Origin of the sequence: Kitasatospora sp. MAA4, assembly GCF_029893355.1 — a bacterium.
In the GTDB taxonomy this organism is placed as follows: Bacteria; Actinomycetota; Actinomycetes; order Streptomycetales; family Streptomycetaceae; genus Kitasatospora.
This window is the reverse complement of sequence record NZ_JARZAI010000044.1, coordinates 30,146-55,811: the sequence shown is the minus strand read 5'-3', so window position 1 is coordinate 55,811 and position 25,666 is coordinate 30,146. Positions and strand designations below refer to the sequence as shown.

Annotated in this window: 25 protein-coding genes and 1 riboswitch; of the genes, 15 read left to right on the top strand and 10 right to left on the bottom strand. The window is 69.5% G+C overall.

The window, feature by feature from the left end; genetic code table 11:
• Positions 1–2,330, bottom strand: a 2,330-nt coding sequence (locus P3T37_RS35220) for a PKD domain-containing protein (RefSeq protein ID WP_280728038.1), incomplete at its 3' end; no start/stop codon positions are given.
• Between the two features lie 223 nt (positions 2,331–2,553).
• Between P3T37_RS35220 and P3T37_RS35215 the strand changes: the two genes are divergently transcribed.
• From P3T37_RS35215 to P3T37_RS35205, 3 genes are all read left to right on the top strand, one after another.
• Entirely contained in the window at positions 2,554–2,754 is a 201-nt protein-coding gene (locus tag P3T37_RS35215) for a DUF5326 family protein (protein WP_035799234.1), read from the top strand.
• 207 nt (positions 2,755–2,961) lie between these two features.
• Positions 2,962–3,678 carry a VC0807 family protein gene (locus P3T37_RS35210; RefSeq protein WP_280728037.1) on the top strand — a complete coding sequence of 239 codons (717 nt, stop codon included), beginning with the start codon at positions 2,962–2,964 and terminating at the stop codon, positions 3,676–3,678.
• Between the two features lie 31 nt (positions 3,679–3,709).
• Positions 3,710–4,744 (top strand): hypothetical protein, encoded by a 1,035-nt coding sequence (locus P3T37_RS35205; protein ID WP_280728036.1) that lies wholly within the window; start codon positions 3,710–3,712, stop codon positions 4,742–4,744.
• Positions 4,745–4,803: 59 nt separating this feature from the next.
• On the opposite strand, the gene P3T37_RS35200 is transcribed toward P3T37_RS35205, so the two are convergent.
• Together P3T37_RS35200 and P3T37_RS35195 are read right to left on the bottom strand one after the other, a co-directional pair.
• Positions 4,804–6,306 carry a flotillin family protein gene (locus P3T37_RS35200; protein WP_280728035.1) on the bottom strand — a complete coding sequence of 501 codons (1,503 nt, stop codon included), beginning with the start codon at positions 6,304–6,306 and terminating at the stop codon, positions 4,804–4,806.
• Positions 6,307–6,430: 124 nt separating this feature from the next.
• The gene (locus P3T37_RS35195; RefSeq protein ID WP_280728034.1) at positions 6,431–6,637 is read right to left on the bottom strand and encodes a hypothetical protein; all 207 of its coding nucleotides are present in this window, start codon (positions 6,635–6,637) and stop codon (positions 6,431–6,433) included.
• A gap of 146 nt (positions 6,638–6,783) precedes the next feature.
• Positions 6,784–6,919, top strand: a riboswitch (TPP riboswitch).
• Here P3T37_RS35195 and thiC point away from each other — a divergent pair.
• Positions 6,915–8,765, top strand: a complete 1,851-nt coding sequence (thiC, locus tag P3T37_RS35190) for a phosphomethylpyrimidine synthase ThiC (RefSeq protein WP_280728033.1) — start codon at positions 6,915–6,917, stop codon at positions 8,763–8,765. (Overlaps the previous riboswitch by 5 nt.)
• Before the next feature lie 94 nt (positions 8,766–8,859).
• Here the strand turns inward: thiC and P3T37_RS35185 are convergent, their stop codons facing one another.
• From P3T37_RS35185 to P3T37_RS35175, 3 genes are all read right to left on the bottom strand, one after another.
• A complete protein-coding gene (locus P3T37_RS35185; RefSeq protein ID WP_280728032.1) occupies positions 8,860–9,525 on the bottom strand; it encodes a DUF4276 family protein in 666 nt (221 codons plus the stop codon).
• Entirely contained in the window at positions 9,491–10,705 is a 1,215-nt protein-coding gene (locus P3T37_RS35180) for an AAA family ATPase (protein WP_280728031.1), read from the bottom strand. The genes P3T37_RS35185 and P3T37_RS35180 overlap by 35 nt, the downstream gene beginning before the upstream one ends.
• Positions 10,706–11,210: 505 nt before the next feature.
• Positions 11,211–11,684 (bottom strand): hypothetical protein, encoded by a 474-nt coding sequence (locus tag P3T37_RS35175; RefSeq protein ID WP_280728030.1) that lies wholly within the window; start codon positions 11,682–11,684, stop codon positions 11,211–11,213.
• A 228-nt stretch (positions 11,685–11,912) separates the two neighbouring features.
• On the opposite strand from P3T37_RS35175, the gene P3T37_RS35170 reads away from it, so the two are divergent.
• A complete protein-coding gene (locus P3T37_RS35170) occupies positions 11,913–12,446 on the top strand; it encodes an NUDIX hydrolase (RefSeq protein ID WP_280728029.1) in 534 nt (177 codons plus the stop codon).
• Here P3T37_RS35170 and P3T37_RS35165 read toward each other — a convergent pair whose 3' ends face one another.
• Positions 12,447–13,763 carry a hypothetical protein gene (locus P3T37_RS35165; protein ID WP_280728028.1) on the bottom strand — a complete coding sequence of 439 codons (1,317 nt, stop codon included), beginning with the start codon at positions 13,761–13,763 and terminating at the stop codon, positions 12,447–12,449.
• 180 nt (positions 13,764–13,943) lie between these two features.
• Between P3T37_RS35165 and P3T37_RS35160 the strand changes: the two genes are divergently transcribed.
• Positions 13,944–14,399, top strand: a complete 456-nt coding sequence (locus tag P3T37_RS35160) for an ATP-binding protein (protein ID WP_280728027.1) — start codon at positions 13,944–13,946, stop codon at positions 14,397–14,399.
• A 353-nt stretch (positions 14,400–14,752) separates the two neighbouring features.
• Positions 14,753–15,862, top strand: a complete 1,110-nt coding sequence (locus tag P3T37_RS35155; RefSeq protein ID WP_280728026.1) for a methyltransferase domain-containing protein — start codon at positions 14,753–14,755, stop codon at positions 15,860–15,862.
• Between the two features lie 122 nt (positions 15,863–15,984).
• On the opposite strand, the gene P3T37_RS35150 is transcribed toward P3T37_RS35155, so the two are convergent.
• A complete protein-coding gene (locus tag P3T37_RS35150) occupies positions 15,985–16,443 on the bottom strand; it encodes a hypothetical protein (protein WP_280728025.1) in 459 nt (152 codons plus the stop codon).
• A 133-nt stretch (positions 16,444–16,576) separates the two neighbouring features.
• Between P3T37_RS35150 and P3T37_RS35145 the strand changes: the two genes are divergently transcribed.
• From P3T37_RS35145 to P3T37_RS35110, 8 genes are all read left to right on the top strand, one after another.
• Complete coding sequence (locus tag P3T37_RS35145; RefSeq protein ID WP_280728024.1) at positions 16,577–18,253, top strand: DUF885 domain-containing protein; 1,677 nt, start codon at positions 16,577–16,579, stop codon at positions 18,251–18,253.
• 98 nt (positions 18,254–18,351) lie between these two features.
• Positions 18,352–18,573, top strand: a complete 222-nt coding sequence (locus tag P3T37_RS35140) for a type II toxin-antitoxin system VapB family antitoxin (protein WP_280728023.1) — start codon at positions 18,352–18,354, stop codon at positions 18,571–18,573.
• Entirely contained in the window at positions 18,570–18,989 is a 420-nt protein-coding gene (locus tag P3T37_RS35135; protein WP_280728022.1) for a PIN domain-containing protein, read from the top strand. Before P3T37_RS35140 ends, P3T37_RS35135 begins: the two co-directional genes overlap by 4 nt.
• Before the next feature lie 68 nt (positions 18,990–19,057).
• Positions 19,058–20,041, top strand: coding sequence for a hypothetical protein (locus P3T37_RS35130; RefSeq protein WP_280728021.1), 984 nt, complete (start codon positions 19,058–19,060; stop codon positions 20,039–20,041).
• Complete coding sequence (locus P3T37_RS35125) at positions 20,038–20,769, top strand: sulfite exporter TauE/SafE family protein (RefSeq protein ID WP_280728020.1); 732 nt, start codon at positions 20,038–20,040, stop codon at positions 20,767–20,769. Before P3T37_RS35130 ends, P3T37_RS35125 begins: the two co-directional genes overlap by 4 nt.
• A 46-nt stretch (positions 20,770–20,815) precedes the next feature.
• Positions 20,816–22,474, top strand: a complete 1,659-nt coding sequence (locus P3T37_RS35120) for a DUF885 domain-containing protein (protein WP_280728019.1) — start codon at positions 20,816–20,818, stop codon at positions 22,472–22,474.
• Between the two features lie 52 nt (positions 22,475–22,526).
• Positions 22,527–22,958 carry a GNAT family N-acetyltransferase gene (locus P3T37_RS35115; RefSeq protein ID WP_280728018.1) on the top strand — a complete coding sequence of 144 codons (432 nt, stop codon included), beginning with the start codon at positions 22,527–22,529 and terminating at the stop codon, positions 22,956–22,958.
• A complete protein-coding gene (locus P3T37_RS35110; RefSeq protein WP_280728017.1) occupies positions 22,958–23,398 on the top strand; it encodes a YrdB family protein in 441 nt (146 codons plus the stop codon). The genes P3T37_RS35115 and P3T37_RS35110 overlap by 1 nt, the downstream gene beginning before the upstream one ends.
• On the opposite strand, the gene P3T37_RS35105 is transcribed toward P3T37_RS35110, so the two are convergent.
• Both P3T37_RS35105 and P3T37_RS35100 read right to left on the bottom strand, forming a co-directional pair.
• Complete coding sequence (locus P3T37_RS35105) at positions 23,359–24,249, bottom strand: hypothetical protein (protein ID WP_280728016.1); 891 nt, start codon at positions 24,247–24,249, stop codon at positions 23,359–23,361. The genes P3T37_RS35110 and P3T37_RS35105 overlap by 40 nt on opposite strands.
• A gap of 183 nt (positions 24,250–24,432) precedes the next feature.
• Positions 24,433–25,605, bottom strand: coding sequence for a metallophosphoesterase (locus P3T37_RS35100; protein ID WP_280728015.1), 1,173 nt, complete (start codon positions 25,603–25,605; stop codon positions 24,433–24,435).
• Positions 25,606–25,666: the final 61 nt, after the last annotated feature.

Below are 25,666 nucleotides of genomic sequence, written 5' to 3'. Positions count from 1 at the left end.
GGGCCGACGGGGACGATGACCTGATTGGGGGTGTTGCGGCCGGGCTGGAAGTTGAGGTTGGAGGTGCCGGTGAACGGCGTCCCGGACGGGTAGGCAGCCAGGTAACTGACGTCGGTGGCCTCGGTGGTGGTGAGGTTGAGGACGACCGCGGTCGCGTTCGAGGGCACCGAGCCCTGACCGGTGACCTGGAGCGGCAGCGTGGAGTCCTGGCCGAGCTTGCCGGCGTCGCCGCCGTTGCGGGTGTCCAGGATCCGCGCGGGGGTGGTCGGGGTGAACTTCGATGCGGCGCCGGGGACGTAGTAGCCGTAGACGTCGGCGACGGCGTCGACCGAGCCGGTGTTGGTGGTGACCTCCACGCCGCTCTGGCTCCCGAGCGGGACGGTGACCAGGTTGGCGATGTTGGTACCGGCCGTGTAGTTCAGGTTGGACGTGGTGGGCTGGCTCGCGCCCTCCGGGAACACCGTGAGGTGGCCCGTCTGGTCAGCGTTGGTTGCGGTCAGGTTGAGCACGACCGCCGTCGCACCGGCCGGGGCGTTCGTGCTGATGTACCGCGGCGAGCCGGGCGTCAGCGGCTGGTGGCTGCCCATCATCGGGTTGCGGGTGTCCAGCACTCGGGTGGGCGTGATCGGCACGAAGCCGGCCGGGTCGTACTCGGCGTCGACCTGGGTGGTGGTGGTTGCGGTCGCGCCGCTCTCGTCGGTGAGCTGCGCGGTGACGGTGTACTTGCCCGGCTTGGGGAAGGTGTACGTGCCGGCGGACTGGGCAGTGACGCCGTTTCCGTAGTCCAGCACGGTCTTGCTGATCTTCCACGGGTCGGTGGTGCCGGTGGTCTCGAAGTCGAAGGTGAGCGGCGCGGGCTGCTTCGTCGCGGTCAGCACCGGGACGAGCGGGCCGGGCGCGTTGACCACGACCTGCTGATCGCGGGCGATCACCCGGCCGCCGACGCCGTCCGTGATCGTCACGGTCGGCGTGTAGCGGCCGACCGTCTGGTAGCTGTGGGTGGCGGTGGGGTCGGTGGAGACCACCGCCGGGCTGCCGTCGCCGAAGTCGTACGAGTAACTCAGCTTGGTGGGCCACATGTTCCAGGGGGTCACACGGAGGGTCGCGCTCATCGGCGCGGGGCCCTGGGGCGTGGGAGTGGTGCTTCCCTGGACTGCCATCGAGGCACTGATCAGACCCTCGAACTCGAACGCGCCGCGGTCCCGGAAGGTGCCGCCCGGGCCGGAGTTGGGCACCGTGGGGTCGTCGGTCACAGCGTGGCCCAGCAGGTCCGTGTCCAGCAGACCGGGTGCGTTGGGGTCGGCCGAGTCGATCGCCGGGGAGCCCTCGGAAAGCGTGTTGAACGGTCCGATGTAGTTGAAGGACACGTCGGCGTCGATGTCGTGGGCGGCCTGCCCGGTGGCGGTGCTCATTGCCGCCGCGGTCGGGTAGGCGGTGCCGGACCAGTTGTACGCGGAGCCGCCCGTGATCGGGTGGACGACGTTGTAGTCGCTCCGGCTCTGAGCGGCGGAGTCCGCGGAGACGGCGATCTCGCCCTGCTGGCTTCCCGGTCGGCAGGCCGTGGACTTGGACACGGTGGCGATGTTGTTCTCGATCACGGATCCGGTCGAGCCGCCGGTCAGACTGACGGCGGTGCCGCAGTCGGACACGACCGTGTTGTTGACGACAACGGTGTTCGGCGCACCGGTGGCGGTGATGCCGATGGCGGATTCGCTGTCGATTTCGTTGCCCACGACCGTGGTGCGCTGGACCCCGGCGTCGATCACGACGGGCGAGGGGTCCGACAGGTAGTTCCGGCTGATCGTCGTGTCGGTGCTCTGACCCGACACCTGCAGGCCGACGGCGTAGTTGCCGTCGATCGTGACCCGGGCGGAGTCGGTGATCGCGATCGCGTTGTTCGACTCCGTGAGGTCGAAGCCCTGGATCACGATGTCGTGGGCGCCCGAAACGGCGAAGGCGTGAGCCTGGTGGACCGGGTTCTGGTTGGTCTCGATCGCGGCCTGTGGCCAGTAGGGCTGGAGCGCTCCACCGCCGCTGAAGGTGATGGGGTGGCCCTGCGTTCCGGAGTGGGTGATGGTCACCTGGCTCTGGTACGTGCCTTCGAGCGGGATCTGGACGGTCTGCCCCGGCTGGGCGGCGTCGGCTGCGGCCTGGATCGTGCAGTACGGCTGTGCCTGGGTACCCGTTCCGCTGTCCGAGCAGTGGGCGGTGGCGGCGTTGTCCACGTACAGCGTGGTGGCGTCGGCCGAGGCGGCGGAAGGCAGCGGGAGGCCCAGGACGGTGATGAGGCCGGCGGCTGTGAGGCCGCCGATGGCGCGGTAGTTGCGCACGGTTCTTCCCCCCAAGAAAACGATCAGGGCGCGATGTTATCGGTGGTTGGTTCGGCGGTTCCCAGGGGTGCCCCTGGCTTCCGGGTCAGGGGGATCTCCGGGTTCTCTCGGGGACCGGATCCCTCGTTTCCGCCCTTCGCCCCTCGTACGATCGAAGTACCGAAAGCAGACGGGATGCGGCAACCAAGCGGGGGCCGACCCGAGGGGGAGAGAAGGAACGGACATGGCTGAGCTCTGGAAGTCACTGCCCTCTTGGGTACGCAACATCGTCGTCCCGATCATCGTGCTGGTGCTCGCCTGGAACCTGGTCTGGTTCGTGGTCGGTGTGGTCAGCGCCCTGGTGGGCTTCCTGATCAAGGCGCTGGTGGTGGTCGGCATCGCCGCGGCCGTGGTGATCCTGGTGAAGAAGGCCGCCAAGAGCTGACACCCTGCGCGACCGCACGACGACGCCCGCTCCACCGAACACGGTTGGGCGGGCGTCGTCGTGCGGTCGCGCGGTCTGTCCCGGGGGGCCGTCGGAACCGTCGTGACAGTTGTCATGCCGAACTTCGCACAGGCGGCACTGACAGCCGGTCTGCCCCGCGCGGGAGGCTGGGCGCACGGCAGGAGGCGACCAGCGAAGGAGCGGACCATGAGCGAGAGCGTCATCACCCCGGAGGCCGGCTCGGTGGCCGGCTCGGTGACCGGTGCGGTGACCGGTGCGGTGACCGGGCGGCCGGCGAACCCGCTGGTCAGCGCGCTGCGGCCGCTGGCGGTGGACATCGTCGTCCCGCTGGCCGTCTACTACCTGGCGCACTCGGCGGCCGGCCTGGGCCTGGTCGCCTCGCTCACCCTGAGCAGCGTCGTCCCGGCGGTGCGGACGCTGGTCGGCCTGGTGCGTGAGCGCTCGGTGAACGGGCTGGCGGCGCTGATGCTGGTGGTCAACGTGGTCGGGATAGCGCTCTCCGCGCTGGCCGGCGACCCGCGGCTGATGATCGCCAAGGACGGCGCCGTCAGCAGCGTGATCGGCGTGTCGATCCTCTGCTCGGCCTTCGGCGCCCGCCCGTTGATGAGCGCGGGGCTGAAGCCGTTCCTGACCAGGGGCGAGGCGGGACCCACCGCCGTCTGGGACCGGCTGGCCGCGGAGTCGACGGCGTTCCGCCGGGCCGAGCGCGGCTTCTCGGCGGTCTGGGGGCTCGCGCTGGTGGCCGACTGCGGCTTGCGGATCGTGCTCGCCTACACCCTCCCGGTCACCACGATGGCCTGGCTGACCACGGTGCTGCTGATCGGGACGATCGGGGTCGCCAGCCTGGTGAGCGGCCCGTTCAGTGAGCGTATGAAGGGCCTGCTGGCCGCCGAGATCGCCTGAATCCCCACCTACTGCTGAGGAGAACCCGACCATGCGCGGCAAGGGCATCAACTACGACACCGGCTTCAGTCCCGCCGGTGACACCTCCCGGCCGGAGTTCTCCGCCGACCAGGTCCGGGCGGAACTGCGGGTGATCGCCGAGGAGTTGAACTGCACGGCGGTGCGGATCTCGGGCGGCGACCCGGAGCGGCTGAGCGTCGCCGCCGCGTGCGCGGCCGAACTCGGCCTGGAGATCTGGTTCGCGCCGTTCCCCTGCAACATGACGGCGGAGCAGATGCTGCCCTGGTTCGAGGACTGCGCCCGGCGGGCGGAGCGGGTGCGTGCGGGCGGCGCCGAGGTGGTGCTGGTCACCGGCTGCGAACTGTCCATCTTCGCCCACGGCTTCCTCCCCGGGGACGGCTTCGCCGAGCGGGTGGCCAACGCGATGGCCCCCGACCCCGAGCTCTTCCGCGCGTACGGGAACCCCGCCGAACGGCTGAGCGCCTTCCTGGCCGAGGTCGCCGCCCGCGCCCGGCTGCACTTCGGCGGCCCGCTGAGCTACGCGGCCGGCCCGTGGGAGGAGATCGACTGGACGCCCTTCGACCTCGTCGGCGTCGACGCCTACCGCGACGAGCGCAACGCCGGCCACTACCGGCAGGAGCTGCGCGCGCACTTCGCGCACGGCAAGCCGGTGGTGGTCACCGAGTTCGGCTGCTGCGCCTACCAGGGGGCCGCCGCGCGCGGCGGGATGGGCTGGGACGTCGTCGATCACGAGGTCGAACCGCGCCGGATCAGGGGCGAGTCGGTGCCCGTGCGGGACGAGCAGGAGCAGGTCCGCTACCTGCACGAGCTGCTCGCGGTCTTCGAGGAGGAGGGCGTGGACGCGGCCTTCTGGTTCACCTTCGCCGCCTACGGTGCGCCGCACGACCGCGACGACCCGCGCTTCGATCTCGACCTCGGCTCGTACGGCGTGGTGCGGATGGTCCCGGGCGGCGGCCGTCCGGGGCTCGGCTGGGAGCCGAAGGCGGCCTTCGCCGCGCTGGCAGAGGCGTATGCGGAGCGGGACCGGGCTCGTGCGGGTCGGTGAGTACGCGCCGGTGCCCGGCTCGCGTCGAGGCGAACCGGGCACCGGGGGATTGAGGCAGCTCAGGACGCCGGGTCGGGGTCCGCCTGGACCGGGATGACCTGGCCGGCGGTGCGCCGGGGAGCGGTCTCGGCAGGGGTAGCGGTTTCGGCGGACACGGGGGTGTCGCCGGCGCTGTTCATCGAGCTGAGCAGCTGGCGGGCCAGGCCGAGGCCGGTGCCGCCCATGGTGAGGGCCTTGGCGAACATCTCGCCCATGCCCTCGGCCCCGTTGAGCAGCACCATGTGCTCGACGTTGCCGAACGCCTCCGCGCCGGCCCGCACGATCTCCGGCCAGTTCTCGGCCAACTGCTGGGCGACCACGGCCTCCTGGTTCTCGGCCAGAGCGGCGGCGCGGGCCTTGATCGCCTCGGCCTCGGCGAGGCCGAGGGCCTGGGCGGCGGCGGCCGCGGCCAGACCCTTGGCCTCGGCGGCGGCCGCCTCGGCCTGACCGGTGGCCCGGGTGGCGTCGGCGGAGGCCAGGCCGCGGGCCTTGGTGGCCTCGGCCTCGGCGAGGGCGGCGATCTTCACCCGGTTCGCCTCGGCGACGGCCTTGAGCTCGGTCTCCCGGGCCTGCGCCTCGGCGGCCGAGATCCGGGCGTCGCGGTCGGCCTCGGCCTTGGTGCGGGTCTCGTACGCGCGGGCGTCGGCCGGCTTGCGGACCTCGACCTGGAGCTGCTGCTCCTTGCGGTGCGCCTCCAGCTCGGCGACCTTGGTCTCCTGGACCACCACCTCCTGGCGGGAGGCGGCCTGGGCGAGCGGTCCGGCCTGCAGTGCGCGGGCTGCCGCGGTGTCCATCTCGGCCTGGTAACCAGCCTGCTGGATACCGGAGTTGCGGGTGGCCTGGGCCTTGCGGGCGAACGCCTCCTGCTCGGCCTCGGTGGCCTCGCGGTCGGCCGCGGCGGCCGCGATCCGGGCGTCGCGCTGGACGGCGGCGGCGTGCGGGGCGGCCAGGTTCTTGATGTAGCCCGTCGGGTCCAGGATCTCCTGGATCTGCAGCGAGTCGATGATCAGGCCGAGCTTCTCCATCTCGGAGCCGGACGCGGCCCGGGTCTCACCGGTCAGCCGCTCACGGTCGCGGATCATCTCCTCGACCGTCAACCCGCCGACGATCGACCGCAGGTGTCCGGCGAAGACGTTGTGGACCCGGTGGCCCATCATCTTCTGCTGGTCCAGGAAGCGGCGGGCGGCGTTCGCGATGGAGACCTGGTCGTCGCCGACCTTGAAGATCACCACGCCCTTGACCTGCACCGGGATGCCCTGGGACGTCACGCACTCGACGTCCAGGTCTGCCTCGTTGAGGTCCAGCGAGAGCTTGCGGACCACCTGGACGCCCGGCGTCACGAGCGTCCCGCGCCCGGTGACCACGCGGAACCCGAGGCCGTCCGCGACGCCCTCGGTGCGGTGCCGGGACCCCGAGATGATCAGTGCCTCATTGGGCTCGGCCACCCGCCAGCAGAGCTTGAAGAGAATGACGACCAGAATGACTGCTGCGGCGACCCCACCGCCGACGATGCCGAAGAACATCGGCTTTTCCCCCTTCAGGGCGCACGACGTCCCGTGACTGCGCTCGGTTGTGCAGGATGGCGCGGAACCCCGTGGCGAGAGGAGATTGTGCGCCGATTCCGATCAGTTGGGAAGTCCGGTGGGCTCAGCCGTACGAGGGGGCGACGTAGACCGTCCGCGGCGGCTGGTACTCGACCACCACGATGGGCGTGCCGACCGGCAGCAACTCCCCTGGCGCGGCCGGGTAGGCGAGGAACGCCTCGGTCCCCTGCCGCTGCGGTACGTGCACCAGCACCTCGCCGACCAGCCCCGGCCCGACCTTGCCCGTCACCCGTCCCGTGCAGCCGATCATGCGTCCGCCTCCCCATTCCGGCACCTGGCTGGTGCAGGTGCTCCCAGTGTGGCGCACTGGCCGGGACCTGCCCATACTGCGGACCCCCCTCTGGACCGCCGGGCGGTCGGCCGCTACCGTATGGACGTCTTTTGTGCAGGCAAGACCGCCTGCAGAACGGGAGCTCGGAGCACCGGGCTGAGAGGGCGCTGACAGGTACGCGGGCCGCGTACCGATCGCTGCGTCGACCGCAGGAACCTGGACCGGGTAATGCCGGCGTAGGGAGTAAGAGGGTCTGATGACCATTTTCGATGCACGTTCGGCTGCCCGGACGACGGCGGACGGCGCCAAGAACGCCGAGTCCGCCGAGACCACCGTGACCAGCGCCAAGACCGGGTACCCGACCCCGGCCTGGCGCAAGGCCTACCGCCAGGGCTCGCGCCCCGACCTGCGCGTCCCCTTCCGCGAGGTGCACCTCACCAACGGCAGGACTGTCCCGCTGTACGACACCTCGGGCCCGTACACCGACCCGGAGTACCAGCCCGACGTCCGCCGCGGCCTGCCCGCCCTGCGCGACCCGTGGATCCGCCAGCGCGGCGACGTCGAGGAGTACGACGGCCGCGAGGCCCGCCCCGAGGACGACGGGATCAAGCACACTTCCCCGCGCGGCGGAAACCTGCGCAACCTCGACGCGGTCTTCCCCGGCCGCCCCCGCCGCCCGCTGCGCGCCCGCGACGGCGTCGCGGTCACCCAGCTCGCGTACGCGAAGTTCGGGATCGTCACGCCGGAGATGGAGTTCATCGCCCTGCGCGAGGGCCTGGAGCCCGAGTTCGTGCGCAACGAGGTGGCCACCGGCCGGGCCGTCATCCCGCTGAACGTCAACCACCCCGAGGTCGAGCCGGTCGCCATCGGCACCAACTTCCTGGTGAAGATCAACGCCAACATCGGTAACAGCGCGGTGACTTCGTCCATCGAGGAGGAGGTGGAGAAGATGACCTGGGCGACCCGCTGGGGCGCCGACACGGTCATGGACCTCTCCACCGGCCGCAACATCCACACCACCCGCGAGTGGATCCTGCGCAACTCCCCCGTGCCGATCGGCACCGTGCCGCTCTACCAGGCGTTGGAGAAGGTGGACGGCAAGGCCGAGGAGCTGAGCTGGGAGGTCTACCGCGACACCATCATCGAGCAGTGCGAGCAGGGCGTCGACTACATGACGGTGCACGCCGGCGTGCTGCTGCGGTACGTCCCGATGACCGCGCGCCGCAAGACCGGCATCGTCTCGCGCGGCGGCTCGATCATGGCCGCCTGGTGCCTGGCGCACCATCAGGAGAACTTCCTCTACACCAACTTCGAGGAACTCTGCGACATCCTGCGCGCCTACGACGTCACCTTCTCGCTCGGTGACGGCCTGCGCCCCGGCTCGATCGCCGACGCCAACGACGAGGCGCAGTTCGCGGAGCTGCAGACGCTGGGCGAGCTGGGCCGGATCGCGCGCGCCAAGGACGTCCAGGTGATGATCGAGGGACCGGGCCACGTCCCGATGAACAAGATCAAGGAGAACATGGATCTCCAGAAGGAGATCTGCGACGAGGCGCCGTTCTACACCCTCGGCCCGCTCACCACGGACGTCGCGCCCGGCTACGACCACATCACCTCCGGCATCGGCGCCGCGATGATCGCCTGGTGGGGCACCGCGATGCTCTGCTACGTGACGCCCAAGGAGCACCTGGGCCTGCCCAACCGCGACGACGTCAAGACCGGCGTGATCACCTACAAGATCGCCGCCCACGCCGCCGACCTCGCCAAGGGCCACCCCGGCGCGCAGGCCTGGGACGACGCCCTCTCCGACGCGCGCTTCGAGTTCCGCTGGCAGGACCAGTTCGACCTGGCCCTCGACCCCGAGACCGCCCGCGCCTTCCACGACGAGACCCTCCCCGCCGAACCCGCGAAGACCGCGCACTTCTGCTCGATGTGCGGCCCGAAGTTCTGCTCGATGAAGATCAGCCAGAACATCCGCGACGAGTACGGCGACGGCTCCACCGCCGTGGCCAGCGAACTCGACGAGGAGGCCGCCGCCGGCATGGCCCAGAAGTCCGCCGAGTTCGCCGCCAAGGGCAACCGCGTCTACCTCCCGTTGGCGGACTGACCCCCGAGCGGGTTTGGGGCGCTGCGTTGGGAAGCCGGGGGGCTTCCCAACGCAGCGCCTCGGCGAACAGCCAGACGGTTCGACTTTTTCGATTTCAGATAAGAATTCTAAAAGCCTCGCAGAAGCTGAGGAAGCTGGCTGATCTGTTTTCTGTTGGGTTCATATGTGGTGCGATGGTTCGGGCTAGCTCCATTTTTCGGAGCCCGCCGCTGAAATATCCATGATCCTGAAGTAGTTTTTGCAGGCGTTCCCAAGTGCCGCCCCTGATATCGTCGGGATTGCGATACAGGGATTTATTCTCGAAGGCTTTTGGTAGTTTCGGGTAAGCTGCTCGCAGTGCATCTGGATCGCCAAGCATCCACGCTTCGATCTCCTCGCAAGCGATTCTTGCCTTCACATCGCCGCCAGATGCGGGATTCGAGTTCCCTTCCAGCATCCGAAGGCCCTTCACTTTGTTCACCATGGTGATAATTTCTGACTTCAGCTTCAAGCAGTCATGATCATCGCGGTCAATCAAGACAAGGATGCGGATGTCATTTTCCGCTGCCCATGTGCTATATCCAGCGAGGCGCTGAGGGAGTTTTCGAAGAAGGTCTTCCTTGCCCTGAAATACTCGGGTCTCAAATTCTCTTCCATGCTGTACTCCTGGCATTATCTGCGGTGCTAGCTGATGGATCAGAGCTTGTGCACTTGGCTCTTCGAGAAGAATTTCGAGCACCAGGAACTCACCGCGCCGATTCCGGTGCGAGGGGGTCTCCATGATTGAAGTAGCCCTCCATCCAGAGGTCGCCGAGCAGTGCTCCAGCGTCAATGTGAGATAGGACGGCCTTGCTGTCGGAGGTGCGGAACGCTTGTGTGTAGCCACTTTGGTTTCGGTAGAGCACCCTTAGCTCGTTCGGGCGGATTCCGTTCACCAGGAACGGAGAATGGGTCGATACGAAAACCTGTCCGCGCTCGGCCGCGGAACGGCATTCTTCCGCTAGCTCTACCAGCAGTCGAGGGTGAAGGTGGTTCTCTGGTTCCTCGATCCCGATCAAGCTGGGAGGCTCGGGGTCATGGAGCGCGATCAGATATGACAGCATCTTGAGAGTGCCGTCCGAGGCCCAGCGCGACTGGACGGGATCAGTGAACGGCGCATCCTTTACTTGAAGGAGAAGCCTGCCGTCGTCGAGCGGGCGGGTGCGAACCTCTTGGAGCTGAGGAACGCGAGAGGCAAGGATGCGAAGAATCTCTGCAAGTTGCTCGGGATGTTGCTCATCCAGGTACTGCATGACATTGGGAAGATTGTCACCAGTTCTGGAGAGGCGTTCCTGAGGTCCTGATTCTGGTGTTCCCCGTGCGTCATCAGCAGAAATATACGAGAGGTACCAGCCTGTGATAAATCGTCGGAGTGCGTTGACGCGAGGGTGAGCGGCAAGCTGGCCCAGGGTGCTCACTGCGAGGAGATCCGGAGAGGTCAATTTCTCCGGAACTCTCCGATCTTGCTCCTCGGGGGTCTCTCCAGCGATCACGGTGCCTTCGCCGTATTTGAAGTCCAAGAATGTGTAAGGCTTTCCGTACTGCTTTCCGCGGCGCCATTTGAGTGACTCTGAGGCGACTACCGGACCTCTTGGTCCATCTTCGATGGCGAGGTGATATGTAATCGGCGTAAGGCCGGGCTCGCGATATTTAATCTCGAATTCAACTGCTCCTGAAGAACCCCGAGATCTGATCTCCCTGCCGCGCCCGCGGCGGTCCCACGCGCGTCGAAGCCCATCATCGAAACACTCCGCAAGAAAAGCAAAGACATCGAACAACGTCGACTTTCCGCTTCCATTGGGGCCAGCAAAGACGGTGAGCGGGGTGATCTCCGACAGCTCCAAGTCACGGAGTACGCGGTAGTTACGCACTCGTAGGCTTTCGATTCTTGCTAGCCCAGGGCGGGGGGTGATAGCTGCCATCGATGAGGTTCCGTTCGAAAGGGGGCGAGATGGCGTGTTGTTAAGAGCAGGAACTCATGCCCAGGTCAGAGCAGCGGCCAAGACTGAGCTCCCGCTCCACTCTAGCCACGTTCTCGCAGTTCGCAGGCAAGCGTGAGATGTCTGCTGTCGTCAAGGCTGGTGGCACGTTGGTCGGCTGAGCGTGAGTGTGGCCACTTGCCCTGCGAGCTTCAGCTGAGGCGGTGCCAGCTGGCAGAGATCTCCAGGCTTCCGCTGCCCACGGTCCTCCATCAGCTATCCTCGAGCCCAGGCTGCTTTGGTTCTGTTGATGATCTGCTCGATGAAGATCAGCCAGAACATCCGCGACCTACGTGGCGAGGGCCCCAGCGCCCGTGGCCAGCGAGCTGGACGAGGAGGCCGCCGCCTCCATGGCCGAGAAGTCCGCCGAGCTCGCCGCCAAGGGCAACCGGGTCTACCTCCCGCTGGCGGACTGACCGGCAACGCCTCGGCCCAAGGCGCGGCGCTGTTACCTTGTGGCCCCGCGCGGCCAGAGGACCTGGACCGGCACTCCGAGACGTTCGGCGTAGGCCACAACGTCGGCCGTTCCCCCGTATCCCCGGGCCGGCAGGCCGTCCCAGACGGCAAGGAGCCGATCCGAGAGCTCGACCAGGATCTCGCTGCCGGCCATGTGCGCGGCCTCGTCGGACTCCACCATGCCGGTGCGGTGGACCTCGGACGCGCGTCGTAGGAGTTGGTCGTAGGCAGGGTGGTGCCACGCGGGCAGTCCTTCGCGGTACTCCTTGGCGGGGATGACCACCTCAAGCCGCCCGCCGCGCCGAAGGACGGCTTCGGCGAACCATGCGTCCGGTCCGTCAGCGATGCATGACACGCCGGTCAGCTCAGCCAGGTCCTCGCTGCGGAGAGCCTCGTCCAGCAGCTGCCGGACCTGGTGCTCGATGTCTGCTGCCAACCCTCGGTGCCCGGTGATCCCTATGTGCATCTGGTCCCTCCCTAGAGGTAGACGCCGTGCAGGCGCTCGTCAAAGTCCCTCACGACCTTCGGTGGTGAGGATGTGACAAGTGAACGCCGCAGAGCACGGGCCCGTTCAACGATCCGGCCAGAACGGTACTGGACCCCGGCATCGATCTCCCCTGCTGTTTGCGGCTGAACCAGTCGGCGGGCCGTCCTTCTCTGACATGCTGAAGGTTCGTCGAGAGGGGCCGCAGCGATGCAGTGGAAGATCCACGGGGAACGTCCGATCTACGAGAACCCATGGGTGAACCTGTGGATGGTCGATGTTGAGCAACCCGACGGTCACCGCTGGGAACACCACGTGCTCAAGTTGCGGCACCTGGCCGTGGCAGCCGTCGTGAACAGCGAGAAGCACGTGCTGATGATGTGGCGCCACCGCTTCATCACCGACTCGTGGGCCTGGGAACTTCCCATGGGGCTGATCGAAGCTGACGAGACACCGGCCGCAGCCGCAGCCCGCGAGGTGCTTGAGGAGACCGGCTGGACAACTGGCGAGATGAAGCCGCTCATTTACGCTCAGCCCGCGAACGGGATCACCGACTCGGAGCACTTCGTCTTCCGCGCCGACGCCGTCGAGTACGCGGGGCCGCCGACGGAGCGCAACGAGTCGGACCGGATCGAGTGGATTGCACTCTCCGAACTGCGCGGCATGATCGACCGCCGCGAGATCGTCAGCAGCGGCTCGCTGGTGGGAGTGCTGTACCTGCTGCTGGATGAGGCCGGCCTCTGATCAACCGGTCAGCTCGCCGATCCGGCTAGCGAGCGCCGCAGCGGCACGAGCGTTGCGGTGGGACCCGAGCGAAGTGCGGAACTCCCGGAGATGCGCGAGCACTCTGGGCGACTCCACGACCGCCGCGAGGTCGAGCGCTTTCCCTGCCGTTGCACAAGCCAACTCGACCTCGCGTCGTTGTAGTTGGGTTCGCGCGAGCCAGAACGTGTGGAACGCGCGGCCTCGAAGGTTCGTCGTCGGCTCGGCCTGTAGGGCCTCGGCGATGAGTGGTTCGGCTGCGGATGCGTCGCCGAGCTGACCGAGGGCGATTCCGGTATCGACGGTGAGCTTCGTCCGGTCGAAGTATCGGACCCACGCCGGATCGTCGTCCGCCGGGTCGATCCTCTCGAACTGGTGGAGGGCCTCGCCCAGGGCCCGGTGCGTCGCCTCTTGATCTTGCGCGCTGGCATGGCCGAAGGCTTCGCGCATGGACAGCATCGCCATCAGTCTCGGCGTGCTGCCGTCGAGGCGTGCACTGTCCTGCGCGGCCCGCGCGAGCGTGATGGCGTCCTGGGGTTTGTCCTGGTAGGTCGCCTGGAGACTGAGGCAGGCGAGCACATTGGCGATGAACGGGCGGTCATCGATCTCCCGGGCCAGCCGCAGCGACTCGGTGAAGTAGCTTCGGGCCGTGCTGTATTGCCGTGCGTCGAAGTACGTCCATCCGGTGAGGCGCGCGAGTTCGGCTGCGATGCCGTGGAGACTTCTCCGGAAGTTGGGATCGGCGGTGTCTCGGAGTATGTCCGTGACGTACCTGAGCTGTCCGATGACTGCTGGACGGAGAGCTTCGCCGCCATGCTCGTCATCGCGCCGCCAGTAGTCCTCGATGGAAGCCTGGAGAGAGCGCAGCACGGTGGGTGTGACCCGGGTGCCGGCCGCGATAGCGAGGATGTCGTCTAACTCACTGCTGGGCAGATCTGCCCCAACCGGCCAGGTTTCTCGGACCGGTTGGGCTACTGCGGCCGGTTGACGCTGTCCGGGGATTGCTGGACGCTCCCAGCTTCGAACGGCGAGGCCCAGCATGTGGCCCGGAATCCGGAGACCGTCCGCGATGCGCTCGATGACGGTCATGTTGGTGATCTTCGGCTTCCCATTCATGACTTCGCCCACCCTGCTGGGGGTCAGCTCGCAGGCCCTGGCGATGCGAGAGGGATGGAATCCGCCTTTTCGCTTGGCGAGTTGGAAGATCCGGGCGAAGTCCCGGGCGGTACAGGCGGCGATCATCTCGGGGTCCGCCAGCAGCCGGATCGGCAGCCCCGATGACGCTGTGGACTCGGTCATGTCCGGCACTCCTTACCCCAGGAAGATCATCACTCAGTGTCACGTGGGATAACTGAACGCGAGTTTACCCACTGTGGGTACACGCGCTGGCCTTATGCCGAAACGGACTGTCCCGCGACTCTGGGATTCCCCCGGGGGAAGCCCGGGGCATCTGACTGAGCCGGAGGGCGATCCGTACCGATGAGCCCGTTGGAAACCGCTTCATTCCCAGTCCCGTACGAGTGGGCTGTTGAGCCAAAGGCGGCGGCGGTGCCTCCCGCACGGCGGTTGATCATCGACCTTGCACGTTTCTGGAGGGTGCCACTGTCGGATGACGCCCTGCGCGATGTGGAGCTGTGCGCGAGCGAGGTGTTGGCGAACGCGATCAAGTACAGCAAGGCGCGGTGTCGTGTGACCGTGCGGTGGACGGGCGAGCGGCTGCGCGTGGAGGTCATCGACACCAGCCTTCGCCTTCCCGACCCGGAGACGGCCCAGGACACGGTCACGGGCGGCCGGGGCCTGCGGCTGGTCGCGGGCCTGGCGCACTCGTGGGGCTGGGCGCCTGTCGGTGCGGGCAAGGTCGTGTGGTTCGAGGTCGCTGCCGACCAGGTAGTGACCGGTGACCGGGTCGCGGACCGGCTCTCGCAGGCGCCCTGATCGCTCCTCCGTCTCAGCCCGTGGTGTCGCAGGCGCATTGGCAGCATGCACTACGACCCGCCGGAGAAGCCCCGAGGCTGACGATGCCGCCCGATGGGACGGCTGACCGCTGAACAATCCCAGTGAGGCCGGTCCCTGGTGCGTCAAGGGATGAGGCCAGTCTCGCTGGGCCAGATGCCAGGATGACGCACCTTCAGGAGGAGGATGACCATGGGAAAGCATGGCGGTGGATCGGGCAATGACGGCAAGGGCGATGGCAAGGGTGGTTCCCACTCCGGGAAGCCCGACACGGCTCCGCACGACGGACAGCGCAACACTCCCCCGACCAACCTGCCCAAGCCTGGGGGCAAGTGATGACGTGGGCTGAACTGACGTCGGCTCTGCGGGAGTCCGGGGCGCTCACGGCAGAGTGGGAGAAGGCGTTCGCCACGGTGCCGCGTACCGAGTTCACCCCTGATCGCATCCACTATGAAGGTGAGTGGGTCGACCGGGGGAAGGACAGCGCGCGGTGGTTGGACCTGGTGTGTTCGGACCTGCCGTTGGTCACCCAGCTCTACGACGACGGGCGCACGCCTTCGTCGTCCAGCTCGATGCCGACCGTGGTGGCCACCATGCTGCGGCAGCTCGATGTCGCCGACGGTATGAACGTACTGGAAGTCGGGACGGGTACGGGCTGGACCTCTGCCCTGCTCGCTCGTCGGCTTGGAGGCGAGTTGGTGACCACCATCGAGGTTGACACCAACCTCGCCGACATCGCGAGGAACCGGCTCGGCGGGGCCGGGCTCGGTGCCACGGTGGTGGCCGGGGATGGGACGCTCGGCTACCGGGGCAAAGGCCCGTATGACCGACTGCATGCCACAGCGGCGGTTCAGCGTGTCCCGTCCGCGTGGATCGAGCAGACACGGCCCGGTGGGCTGATCCTGGCCCCCTTCGGCACGGCGTTCTGCAATGGCGCGCTCGTCAAGCTCACGGTGTCGGAAGACGGGCGCTCGGCGTCCGGGCCGTTCGTCGCGGACGTGGCGTTCATGTGGGTTCGCGACCAGCGTCCCGAATCCGGACCGTTCGACATCGACGACGTACGTCACAGCGCCTCCGGCATTGACCCGAAACACGTGGACGAGGAGAGCACTGCGGCCTTCGTCATCGGGCTGCGACTGCCGGGGCTCTTCCGCCAGCGGGTCTGGGCCGACTACGACCCGTTGGGGACCGGCCGTTCCGAGGTTTGGGACGGAGTCTCGTACGCGCACTGTCGCTACGCGGACTGGGACGGCCCACACGCGGTCACCCAGTCCGGCCCCCGCGACCTGTGGGAGGAGATCAGTGCTGCATATGCGTGGTGGGAGCGCAGCGGCAGGCCTGATCTCACGCGTTTCGGGCTGACCGTCACCACGGCCGGCACCCAGCGGGCTTGGCTGGACGACCCGGCCAATGTGCTTCTGCGTCTCGGGGAGTCGGTGGGGTGATGGCCCGGGGAGTGCTGCGCACGGGGGAACCGGGTCTTCCTGCCCCCGGCGGACTGACTGACCGCCGGGTGACGAACGGTCCTGCTCCGGGAAGCCGGAGGGCTGCTCGGAGCAGGGCAGTCCTACCGGATCACGATCTGGAACTGTGCGCTGTCGTCCTGCGGGGTCGGGTCGCCGGGGAGGGTGGCTTCGGCGGTGCCGGTGAGCACGCCTGGCGACATGCCGGAGGAGACGAAGAGCGGGAGGTCAGCGGTGTCCGCTTCGCCGGGGCGGAGGCCGGCGGGGAAGGTGCAGGTCACGGTGTGGCCGAAGGGGAGGATGGTGCAGCTGGTCGGGGAGGTCGGGTTGGCGAAGAAGACGCCGGGTGGCACGTGGGCGGAGAGGGCGAACGGCTGGGTGGTCGTCGCGTCGCCGTTGTTGACCACGCGGACGTGTACTGCCGAGGTGCCGCCGGAGTCGACCAGAACCGGTGCCGGCGGCAGCACCAGGAGGTCCGGGCCGCGTGGGGCGTCGGCCGCTGCTGCGGGCGTTGCCGTGAGCATGAGCGCCAGCACTGATACCGCGAACGAACTGCGGGACATCGTTCTCACCTGCTTCAGCTACGCATCCGCCGGGGCGGCCGGTCGACCGCGCCACGCCCATCGTGCGGACCGCGCGGGCGGGAGACGGCGAAGGCGCGGCTGGATGAACCCGTACGAGGGACAGAATGGGGGCATGTCAGATGAGTTGAAGACCCCCCGCCGGATCGCCGACGACTACGTCGAGCTGGTCGCCGCAGCCGACCCGGCGACGTCCGCCCGGCTGGGCCTGCACCTGGACGACGACCGGCAGCCGGATCTGTCGCCCGAGGGCTTCGAGGCCGCCGCCGACCTCGCCCGCGCTGCGCTGGCCGCGCTCGACGCCGCGCCCACGACGACGGATCCCGCCGAGCTGGCGTGCGCCCGGCTGCTGCGGGAGCGGCTGACGGCCGAGCTGGCCGTGCAGGAGGCGGGCGACCACTTCCGCCAGCTGCGCAACACGGGATCGCCGTTCCACCAGCTGCGCGGGATCTTCACGATGATGCCCACCGCCACCGAGGAGGACTGGGCGGTGGTGGCCGGCCGGCTGCGCAACCTGCCCGGGGCGCTGGACGGTTACCGGGCCACGCTGGTCGAGGGGATCGCGCGCGGGCTGCTCTCGGCTCCCCGGCAGGTCGAGGCGGTGATCGGCCAGCTGACCGCGTGGACCGGCGAGGACGTCGGCGGCGCCGGATGGTTCGCCGAGTTCGTCGCGGACGGTCCCGAGCGGCTGCGCTCCGAGCTGGACGGCACAGCGCGACGGGCGACCGCCGCGGTGTCGGAGTTCCGCGACTGGTTGCGCGACACCTACGCGCCCGCTGCCGAGGGCACCCCGGACGCCGTCGGCCGGGAGCACTACCTGCGCTCGGCCCGCTACTGGACCGGCGCCGACCTCGACGTGGACGAGGCCTACGCGTGGGCCTGGAGTGAGTTCCACCGGATGGTCGCGCAGATGCGGGTCGAGGCCGACCAAGTCCTGTCCGGCTCCACCGTGTTGGAGGCGATGGGGCACCTCAACGAGCACGGCCACGCGGTAAAGGGGGAGGAGGCGATCCGCGACTGGCTGCAGCAGGTCATGGACGAGGCGATCGACGCCCTCGACGGAGTCCACTTCGACATCTTGGGCCCGGTCCGCGCCGTGGAGTCCCGCATCGCGCCGCCGGGGAGCGCCGCAGCGCCGTACTACGCCGGACCGAGCCTGGACTTCAGCCGACCGGGCCGCACCTACCTGCCGACCCTGGGCCGCGAGTCCTTCCCGACCTGGCAGCTCGTCAGCACCTGGTACCACGAGGGCGTTCCCGGCCACCACCTGCAGCTCGCGCAGTGGAACGTGGTCGCCGACCGGCTCAGCCGCTACCAGGTCACGCTCGGCAAGATCAGTGCCAACGTGGAGGGTTGGGCCCTCTACGCCGAGCGCCTGATGGACGAGCTCGGCTTCCTCACCGATCCCGCCAACCGGCTGGGCTACCTGGACAAGCAGATGCTGCGGATCATCCGGGTGATCATCGACATCGGCATGCACCTGGAACTCGCCATCCCCGCCGACTCCGGCTTCCACCCCGGCGAGCGCTGGACCCCGCTGCTGGCCACCGAGTTCATGGCCACCTACCACGGCAGCCCGGCCAAGCGGCGCGCCAGCGAGATCGACCGCTACCTCGGCCGCCCCGGCCAGGCGATCGGCTACAAGCTGGGCGAACGCGCCTGGCTGCGGGGCCGCGCGGCGGCCGAGCAGCGGCACGGCGCGGCGTTCGACCTGAAGTCCTGGCACATGAAGGCGCTCTCCCAGGGCTCCTTCGGCCTGGACGACCTGGCCGACAACCTCGCGGGACTGTAGAGCCGAACCGGGCCGGTCGGTCTCGTCCTGACCGGCCCTGGTTCGGTGGACGCTGCTATATTCATAGTTACTGTTGGCTTTATATAGAGGTGGCCAGTATGAGTGTGACGACGATCGACCTGGACGACGACGCCCTCGCGAAGGCTCTGCGTGTCTCCGGTGGCGCGACCAAGAAGGACGTGGTGAACGCCGCCCTCCGCGAGTACGCCGAGCGGCACGAGCGGGCCACCCAGCGCGCCCGGCACTTGCAGGCCGCCCAGCAGTGGGACTACGAGGGATGGCAGCAGCTCCGTGACGCCGAAAAGCGGGGCGAGGAGTGATCCAGTACCTCGCCGACTCCACCGCCGTATGGCGGCTGGCCCGCGAGCAGTTCCTCAACGACGCGTGGGGAGAGGACATCGACCTGCGCGTCATCGGGTCCTGCGCTCCGCAGCGCACCGAATTCCGTCGCTCTGCCCGGAACCTCGTCCACTACGAGCAGATGGGCGAGATGTTCGCGGACCTGTACCCGGACGTGCCCCTGCCGAAGAACATCTGGGGCTGGATCGAGTCCGCGCAGTTCCGGCTCGCCCAGGCCGGGGGTGCTGTCCGGGCCCTGTCCACCGTCGACCTGATGATCTGTGCGACCGCAGCTCACCACGGGCTGATCGTGCTGCACGACGACAACGACTTCGTCACTGCGGCCGCCGTCCTGCCCGACCTGCTGCAGCGCAGCGTCCGCGACCTTCCGAGCTAGCCGGCGCCTACAACCTCCGCTCCCGCGTGCTGAGAGACTGCGGGCCGTTGTCGAGTGGGGGAGCAGGGGTGGGCGTGGAGTTCGTGGCGGTCGGGGGAAGGGTGCAGTCGCTGTGCTGGGAGGGCGACGAGCTGGTGGACTTCGCCGGGGGTGAGCGCCGTTGGCGACCGGACGGGACGTCGAGTTGTTCGCTGGTCGGGTTCGGCTCCCGGTTCGACCGGGTGGAGCTCTCGCCGTCCGGGCGGTTCGCGGTGGTCTCCGAGGACCGCGGGACCAAGGCGCTGCTGTTGGAAGGGGCCGAGGTGGTGCGTGAACTCGACCGGAGCTACTACCACAGCGCCGATTTCGACTACCCGGTCGCGCTGGGCAGGCTCCCGGACGGCCGGGAGATCGTGGTGCACTGCCCGGACTCCTACGAGGTGCTGCAGATAGACGACCTCTGCTCCGGGCAACGGCTCACTGTCGGTGACCGTACGCCGCAGGACGTCTTCCACTCGCGGCTCTCGGTCGGTCCGGACGGCCGCTACCTGCTCTCGGCGGGCTGGTTGTGGCACCCGTACGGGATCGCCCGGGTCTATGACCTGGCGCAGGCGCTCGCCGACCCGTCGACCCTGGACGGAGACGGACTGCTGCCCCTCTCCTCCACGGGCGCTGAGGTGGGCTCCGCCTGCTGGCTCGACGGCGACCGGATCGCGGTGGCGACGACGGACGAGGTCCTCGATGACGAGGAAGTCCCTGACCCGGGGCCTCGGCAGCTCGGGGTGTGGTCGGTCTCCGGGCAGCGCTGGCTGCACCGCAGCGTCGTCGAGCATCCCCTCGGCACCCTCCTGGCGCGCGGTGACCAGGTCGTCTCGCTCTACGATCACCCCCGCCTGATCGACACCGGGACCGGTGCCGTGCTCGCGCAGTGGCCGGAGGTGAAGGTCGGGCAGCAGGAGGGCAGCTTCGGGTGCGGGGGTGTCCGGACCCCGCCGGTGGCGGTGAGCGCGGACGGTTCGCGGCTCGCCGTCGCGCAGGACGGCGGTATCGCGGTGATGGAGTTGCCGCGGTGAGCAGTGCGTTGAGTGAGGCTGTGCTGCTGGGCTGTGTCGTGCTGGTGGGGTCTTCGGTGCAGCGGTTGGCGGGGATCGGGTTCGCGTTGGTGGCGGCGCCGGCGTTGGTGCTGCTGTTGGGGCCGGGCAGTGGGGTGGTGCTGGCGAACTGCGGGGCGGGGGCGATCAGTGCGATCGGGCTGGCCGGCAGTTGGCGCCGGGTGCGGCTGGGCGCGATGGGGCCGATGGTGCTGGCGGCGGCGTGCACGGTGCCGGCCGGGTCCTGGGTGGCGGCGCGGTTGCCGGGGCCGGAGCTGCTGGCCGGGATGGGCGCGCTGGTGACGGTGGCGGTGCTGCTGGTGATGAGCGGCGCGCGGTTGAACGGGCTGCGCGGGATGCCGGGGGCGTTCGCGGCGGGTGCGGCGAGTGGGTTCATGAACGCGTCCGCGGGGGTCGGCGGCCCGGCGGTGTCGCTGTACGCGGTGAACGCGGGGTGGAGTGCGCGGGAGTTCGTGCCCAACGCGCAGTTCTACGGGGTGCTGGTGAACGCCATGTCGCTCTCCGCGAACGGTCTGCCGCACCTCGCCCGGACCGCGTGGCTGCTGGTCGCGGCGGGCGTCGCGGGCGGCGCGGTGATCGGGAAGGCGCTGGCCGACCGGGTCCCGGAGCAGCGTGCGCGGCGGATCGTCCTGCTGCTCGCGCTGGCCGGCGGGCTCACCACGCTGGGGAAGGGGCTTTGGGGCCTGTAGCAACAATCCCCGACGCGATTGCCGGCGGTGGGCCAGGATTGACGCCATGGCAGAGGAATCGATCACCGCGCGCAGCATCGCCGACGCCCATCTCGACCGGGTCACCGCCCTGGATCCGATGGTCTCCACCTGGCTGGGGGTGAACCCGGGCGACGACCGGCAGTTGGACCTGTCCCTGGACGGGTTCGACGCCCGCGCCGAGCTGGCCCGTCAGGCGCTGGCAGCGCTGGCGCCGGTGACACCGCAGGGGCCCGAGGACGAGGTGTGCGCCCGGCTGCTGCGGGAGCGGCTGACGGCCGAGCTCGCCGTGCACGAGGCCGGCGACCACCTGCGGCAGCTGCGCAACATCGGCTCGCCCGTCCAGTGGGTGCGGGAGATCTTCACCTACATGCCGACGGAGACCGACGAGGACTGGGCGGCCGTGGCCGGCCGGCTGCGCAACCTGCCCGGGGCGCTGGCGGGTTGTCGCGCGACGCTGACCGAGGGCATCGCGCGCGGGCTGCTGTCGGCTCCCCGGCAGGCGGCCGCGGTGGCCGACCAGTACGCCGCCTGGACCGCCGCCGACTGGTTCACCGGCTTCGCCGCCCGCGGAACCGACCGGCTGCGGCCCGAGTTGGACGCGGCTGCGCGTCAAGCGACGGCCGCGGTGGGCGAGTTCAGTGCCTGGTTGCGCGCCGACTACCTCCCGGCCGCGGCCGGTACCCCGGACGGCGTCGGCCGCGAACGCTACCTGCGTGCCGCCCGGTTCTGCACCGGCGCGGACCTCGACCTGGACGAGGCGTACGGGTGGGCCTGGGCGGAGTTCCACCGGATGAACGCCGAACTGCGGGCCGAGGCCGAGCGCGTGCTGCCCGGCGCGAGCCCGCTGGAGGCGGTGCGGCACCTGGACGAGCGCGGCCACACCGTCGACGGCGAGGAGGGGATCCGGGTCTGGCTGCAGGAGTTGATGGACGAGGCGATCGAGGCCCTGGACGGACGGCACTTCGACATCTCGCCGCCGGTCCGCCGGGTCGAGTCGCTGATCGCACCGGAGGGGAGCGCGGCGGCGCCCTACTACTCGGGCCCCAGCCTGGACTTCACCCGTCCGGGCCGCACCTATCTGCCGACGCTGGGCCGAAAGGCCTTCCCCACCTGGCAGTTGGTCAGCATCTGGTACCACGAAGGGGTTCCCGGCCACCATCTGCAGCTTGCCCAGTGGAACGTGGCCGCAGCCCAACTCAGCCGCTACCAGGTCACCTTGGGCAAGGTCAGCGCCAACATCGAGGGTTGGGCGCTGTATGCCGAGCGCCTGATGGACGACCTGGGCTTCCTGACCGAGCCCGCGCGGCGGTTCGGCTTCCTGGACGAGCAGATGCTGCGCACCATCCGGGTGATCATCGACATCGGCATGCACCTGCGCCTCGCCATCCCCGCCGACTCGGGCTTCCACCCGGGAGAGCGCTGGACTCCGGCGCTGGCGGCGGAGTTCATGGCGGCCTACAACGGCAGCCCGGCCGAGATGCGCAGCAGCGAGATCGACCGCTATCTCGGCTGGCCGGGTCAGGCGATCGGCTACAAGCTCGGCGAACGGGCCTGGCGCGAGGGCCGGGCGGCCGCCGAGCGCCGGCTCGGCGCCGCCTTCGACCTGAAGGCCTGGCACATGAAGGCGCTCTCCCAGGGATCGCTCGGCCTGGACGACCTGGCCGGCAGCCTGGCGGGGTTGTGAAGCCACTCCCTGCGGGGGGCGCCGCACGTAGGGTGTTCGGGTGGAGCTGACCATGATTGACATCGCGCCCGGTGATCGCGCTCTGCAGAGCGACGTCGCGCCGCTGATCCGTTCGCTGCGACCGGGGCTGAGCCCGGCGGGCTTCGCGGCGTTCGCGGCCGAGGCGTACGGGCAGGGGCTGGTGTTCACCGCCGCGTACGACGAGCGCGGGCGGTGCGTGGCGGTGGCGGGCCACCGGATGCTGGCGACCAGCCGGGGCCGGGTGCTCTTCATCGACGACCTGGTCACCGACCCGCAGGTGCGCTCCGGCGGCATCGGCGGGTGGCTGCTGGCGCAGCTGGAGGACCGGGCCCGGCAGGCGGGGTGCCAGCGGATCGAGCTGGACTCGGGAGTGTCGAACCACGGCGCGCACCGCTTCTACCACGCACGGCGGATGTCGATCGTGGCCCTGCACTTCGCCCACGACCTGTCGGCGGGACAGTGATGGTGCCGAGAGCGCTGCACATCGTGAACGAGGGGCTGGCCTTCCTGGCCGAGCTGGCGGCCCTGGGGTTCCTGGCCTGGTGGGGGTGGACGGCGGTCGACGAGATCGCCGTCCGGATCCTGCTGGGGCTGGGCGCGCCGGTGGCCGCCGCGGTGCTCTGGGGCCGGTACGCGGCGCCCAGGGCCGTGGTGCGGCTGCCGCTGCCGGGGATCCTGGCGGTGAAGGCGCTGGTCTTCGGCGCGGGTGCGGTCGCGCTCGGGGCAGTGGCGGGCGCGGGCTGGGGGATCGGCTTCGGCGCGGCCGTCCTGCTGAACACGGCGATCGCCACGGTGGACCGCAACGCGATGATGCACCGTCAGCAGGACGGCGGTGAGCCGGGTGGTCCGGGTGAGCCGGGCGCTCAGACCTCGTCCGGTCCGGTGAAGCCGGGCGGGCTGTAGCCGGGGCTGCTGAACTCGGTGGGCCGCGGCTCGCGGCCCTCCGGGTCGGTCACGCCCTCGACACCGGGGCTGGAGAAGCCGGGACTGCCGTAGGCCGCGCTGGTGTAGCCGGGGCTGCTGAACTCGGGAGCGGCGGTGGGTCGGCGGCTGGGCGGGCGTGGCGCGAGGGCCGGGTCGGAGTCCAGGTTGGCCAGCAGGTACGGCAGCAGGCCGCGCTCGCGCAGGGCGTGCTGCCAGGCGGCCCGCGCCTCGGCGACGCCGGCCCGCAGCTCCGGGTCCTCGCCCGCGGGGCCGGCCGCGCTGTCCCGCACGGCGGTGAGCACCAGGCCGACCAGGCCGATCACCAGCGAGACCGCGGCCACCGCGACCGCCGCCCAACCGGAGAGCACCACCGAGCGGCCGTAGGAGACCCCGGTGTCGGCGTCGGTCAGGATGTAGCCGGTGAGCAGCAGCAGGATCGCCGCGCCGACCGACAGCATCGGGACCAGGACGGTCAGCACCGGCCAGAGCCCGCCGCCCCCGGGCGAGCTGAGCTGGGCCAGCAGCTCACTCGTGGTCTGCGGCCCGGGCCGCCCCTTCGGCCGAGGCCGCTCGACGGCCTGCGCCGGGGCCTCGCGCAAACCGACCCGCAGACCGTCCCGCAGGCCGAGGTAGTGCAGGTACTCGGCGAGGGCGGCCTCGGCTATCACGTCCTGGTCGAACAGTGCCTTGGTGCGCAGCTGCTCGGCGTTCAGACCGGTGTGCTGATGTTCTCGCAGGGCAGCGAGGATCGTGCTGTCACGCAGTGCATCGTCGAGGGTTCGCCCGAAATCCGGACGGTCCTCGGCGCGCAGGTGCGGGGCGTGGTTCATGACTACCCCGTTCGCTCCGTCAGGGAGGTGGACGGCCACCGGCAGGCTCGGGCGGCCGACGTGGGTGGGCGCGGACGCCTGGGGTGGGTCCCTCGATGGTAGGGGCCGGGGGGCCGGTGCTGACAGAGCGTTTCCGGATATTCGACGAAGAACCAGGTCAGCGCCTGCGCGCCGGGGCCCGGCTCAGTCGAGCGGCAGCCGGGCCACCAGCAGCCGGCCCTCCATGGTGACCCCGCCGTCCATCGCGACCGCCAGCTCGTCCGCATAGATGTACGGGCCCGGAACGTACGGTCGCTCGCCGCTGTCCGAGTTGGCCTCGCCGGTCAGGTACGGGATCGGGCTGTGCCCGTGCACCACCCGGTGGCCGCCGTACGTCCCGAGCAGCTCGCCGGCGGCCGTCGGGCCGCCCGGGCCGCGGAAGGCGAACCGCTTGGTGAACCGGCGGAAGGCGTCCCACCACTCGTCGGCGCCCTCGTCGGCGAGCAGGTCGTGGACGGCGTCGTTGACCTCGTCGATGGACGCGCCGTACTCCAGGTACGAGGTGGTGTCCGAGTGCAGCAGCAGGTGGCCGTCCTCCAGCGCGATCGCCGGCAGCCGGGAGAGCCAGCTGATGTGGTGGCCCTCCAGCCGTTCCAGGTCGTGCTGCTGGCCGCCGTTGAGCAGCCAGGCGGCGCGGAACGAGGCGGTGCCGGCGGTGGACTGCACGGGCTCGTCGCCGTAGCGGTGGGCGCCGAGGAAGAGCAGCTCGTGATTGCCCATCAGGGCCCGGCAGTACCCGCCGGCGGCGGCCGCCTCGGCGGCCAGCTGCATCACCAGGTCGATGACGCCGATGCCGTCGGGGCCGCGGTCGGTGAAGTCGCCGAGGAACCAGACCCGCGAGCGCCCGGCCGACCAGTGGCCCTCGGCGTCGATCAGGTTCTGCCGGCGCAGCTCGGAGACCAGCTCGTCCAGGTAGCCGTGCACGTCGCCGACCACGTAGAGCGGGCCGACCGGGCCCGGGTCCTCGACCGGCTGGTAGCCCGCGGCGCGCAGGTCCTCCTCGGTCAGCGGCGGGCCGAGCTCGATGGTCGGCGGATCGTCGTGATCGTGGGACGGCACCTGCCCCTGGACCTGCCCCTGCTCGTGCCGCTCCACCTGGGCCTCGCCCACCGGCCAGTGCTGCTCCAGGTACCGCGCGCCGCCGTACCCGCTGTAGGCGGCGTCCTGGCCGGCCCTCTGCTCGCCCGGCGAACCCTGGTACTCCTGCTGGGGGTTGGGCTCGTGATACGAACCGTACGGGAGCACGTCGAGGTCCTGGTGCGGGTGGGGGCCTGAGTGGGGCAGTTCAGGCCCGGGGAAGCGGTCCTCGGGTGTCATTCGCCCATCATAGGAAGACCACTCTCCCGTCGTCCTCACCCGGTGGGTATCCAATCTGTAC

What these genes read in the sequence shown, in the direction of transcription:
- P3T37_RS35215 (WP_035799234.1), top strand. Translation starts at nt 2,554, where the DNA reads ATGGCTGAGCTCTGGAAGTCACTGCCCTCTTGGGTACGCAACATCGTC.
- P3T37_RS35210 (WP_280728037.1), top strand. Translation starts at nt 2,962, where the DNA reads ATGAGCGAGAGCGTCATCACCCCGGAGGCCGGCTCGGTGGCCGGCTCG.
- P3T37_RS35205 (WP_280728036.1), top strand. Translation starts at nt 3,710, where the DNA reads ATGCGCGGCAAGGGCATCAACTACGACACCGGCTTCAGTCCCGCCGGT.
- P3T37_RS35200 (WP_280728035.1), bottom strand. Translation starts at nt 6,306, where the DNA reads ATGTTCTTCGGCATCGTCGGCGGTGGGGTCGCCGCAGCAGTCATTCTG.
- P3T37_RS35195 (WP_280728034.1), bottom strand. Translation starts at nt 6,637, where the DNA reads ATGATCGGCTGCACGGGACGGGTGACGGGCAAGGTCGGGCCGGGGCTG.
- thiC (WP_280728033.1), top strand. Translation starts at nt 6,915, where the DNA reads ATGACCATTTTCGATGCACGTTCGGCTGCCCGGACGACGGCGGACGGC.
- P3T37_RS35185 (WP_280728032.1), bottom strand. Translation starts at nt 9,525, where the DNA reads ATGGAGACCCCCTCGCACCGGAATCGGCGCGGTGAGTTCCTGGTGCTC.
- P3T37_RS35180 (WP_280728031.1), bottom strand. Translation starts at nt 10,705, where the DNA reads ATGGCAGCTATCACCCCCCGCCCTGGGCTAGCAAGAATCGAAAGCCTA.
- P3T37_RS35175 (WP_280728030.1), bottom strand. Translation starts at nt 11,684, where the DNA reads ATGCACATAGGGATCACCGGGCACCGAGGGTTGGCAGCAGACATCGAG.
- P3T37_RS35170 (WP_280728029.1), top strand. Translation starts at nt 11,913, where the DNA reads ATGCAGTGGAAGATCCACGGGGAACGTCCGATCTACGAGAACCCATGG.
- P3T37_RS35165 (WP_280728028.1), bottom strand. Translation starts at nt 13,763, where the DNA reads ATGACCGAGTCCACAGCGTCATCGGGGCTGCCGATCCGGCTGCTGGCG.
- P3T37_RS35160 (WP_280728027.1), top strand. Translation starts at nt 13,944, where the DNA reads ATGAGCCCGTTGGAAACCGCTTCATTCCCAGTCCCGTACGAGTGGGCT.
- P3T37_RS35155 (WP_280728026.1), top strand. Translation starts at nt 14,753, where the DNA reads ATGACGTGGGCTGAACTGACGTCGGCTCTGCGGGAGTCCGGGGCGCTC.
- P3T37_RS35150 (WP_280728025.1), bottom strand. Translation starts at nt 16,443, where the DNA reads ATGTCCCGCAGTTCGTTCGCGGTATCAGTGCTGGCGCTCATGCTCACG.
- P3T37_RS35145 (WP_280728024.1), top strand. Translation starts at nt 16,577, where the DNA reads ATGTCAGATGAGTTGAAGACCCCCCGCCGGATCGCCGACGACTACGTC.
- P3T37_RS35140 (WP_280728023.1), top strand. Translation starts at nt 18,352, where the DNA reads ATGAGTGTGACGACGATCGACCTGGACGACGACGCCCTCGCGAAGGCT.
- P3T37_RS35120 (WP_280728019.1), top strand. Translation starts at nt 20,816, where the DNA reads ATGGCAGAGGAATCGATCACCGCGCGCAGCATCGCCGACGCCCATCTC.
- P3T37_RS35115 (WP_280728018.1), top strand. Translation starts at nt 22,527, where the DNA reads ATGATTGACATCGCGCCCGGTGATCGCGCTCTGCAGAGCGACGTCGCG.
- P3T37_RS35110 (WP_280728017.1), top strand. Translation starts at nt 22,958, where the DNA reads ATGGTGCCGAGAGCGCTGCACATCGTGAACGAGGGGCTGGCCTTCCTG.
- P3T37_RS35105 (WP_280728016.1), bottom strand. Translation starts at nt 24,249, where the DNA reads ATGAACCACGCCCCGCACCTGCGCGCCGAGGACCGTCCGGATTTCGGG.
- P3T37_RS35100 (WP_280728015.1), bottom strand. Translation starts at nt 25,605, where the DNA reads ATGACACCCGAGGACCGCTTCCCCGGGCCTGAACTGCCCCACTCAGGC.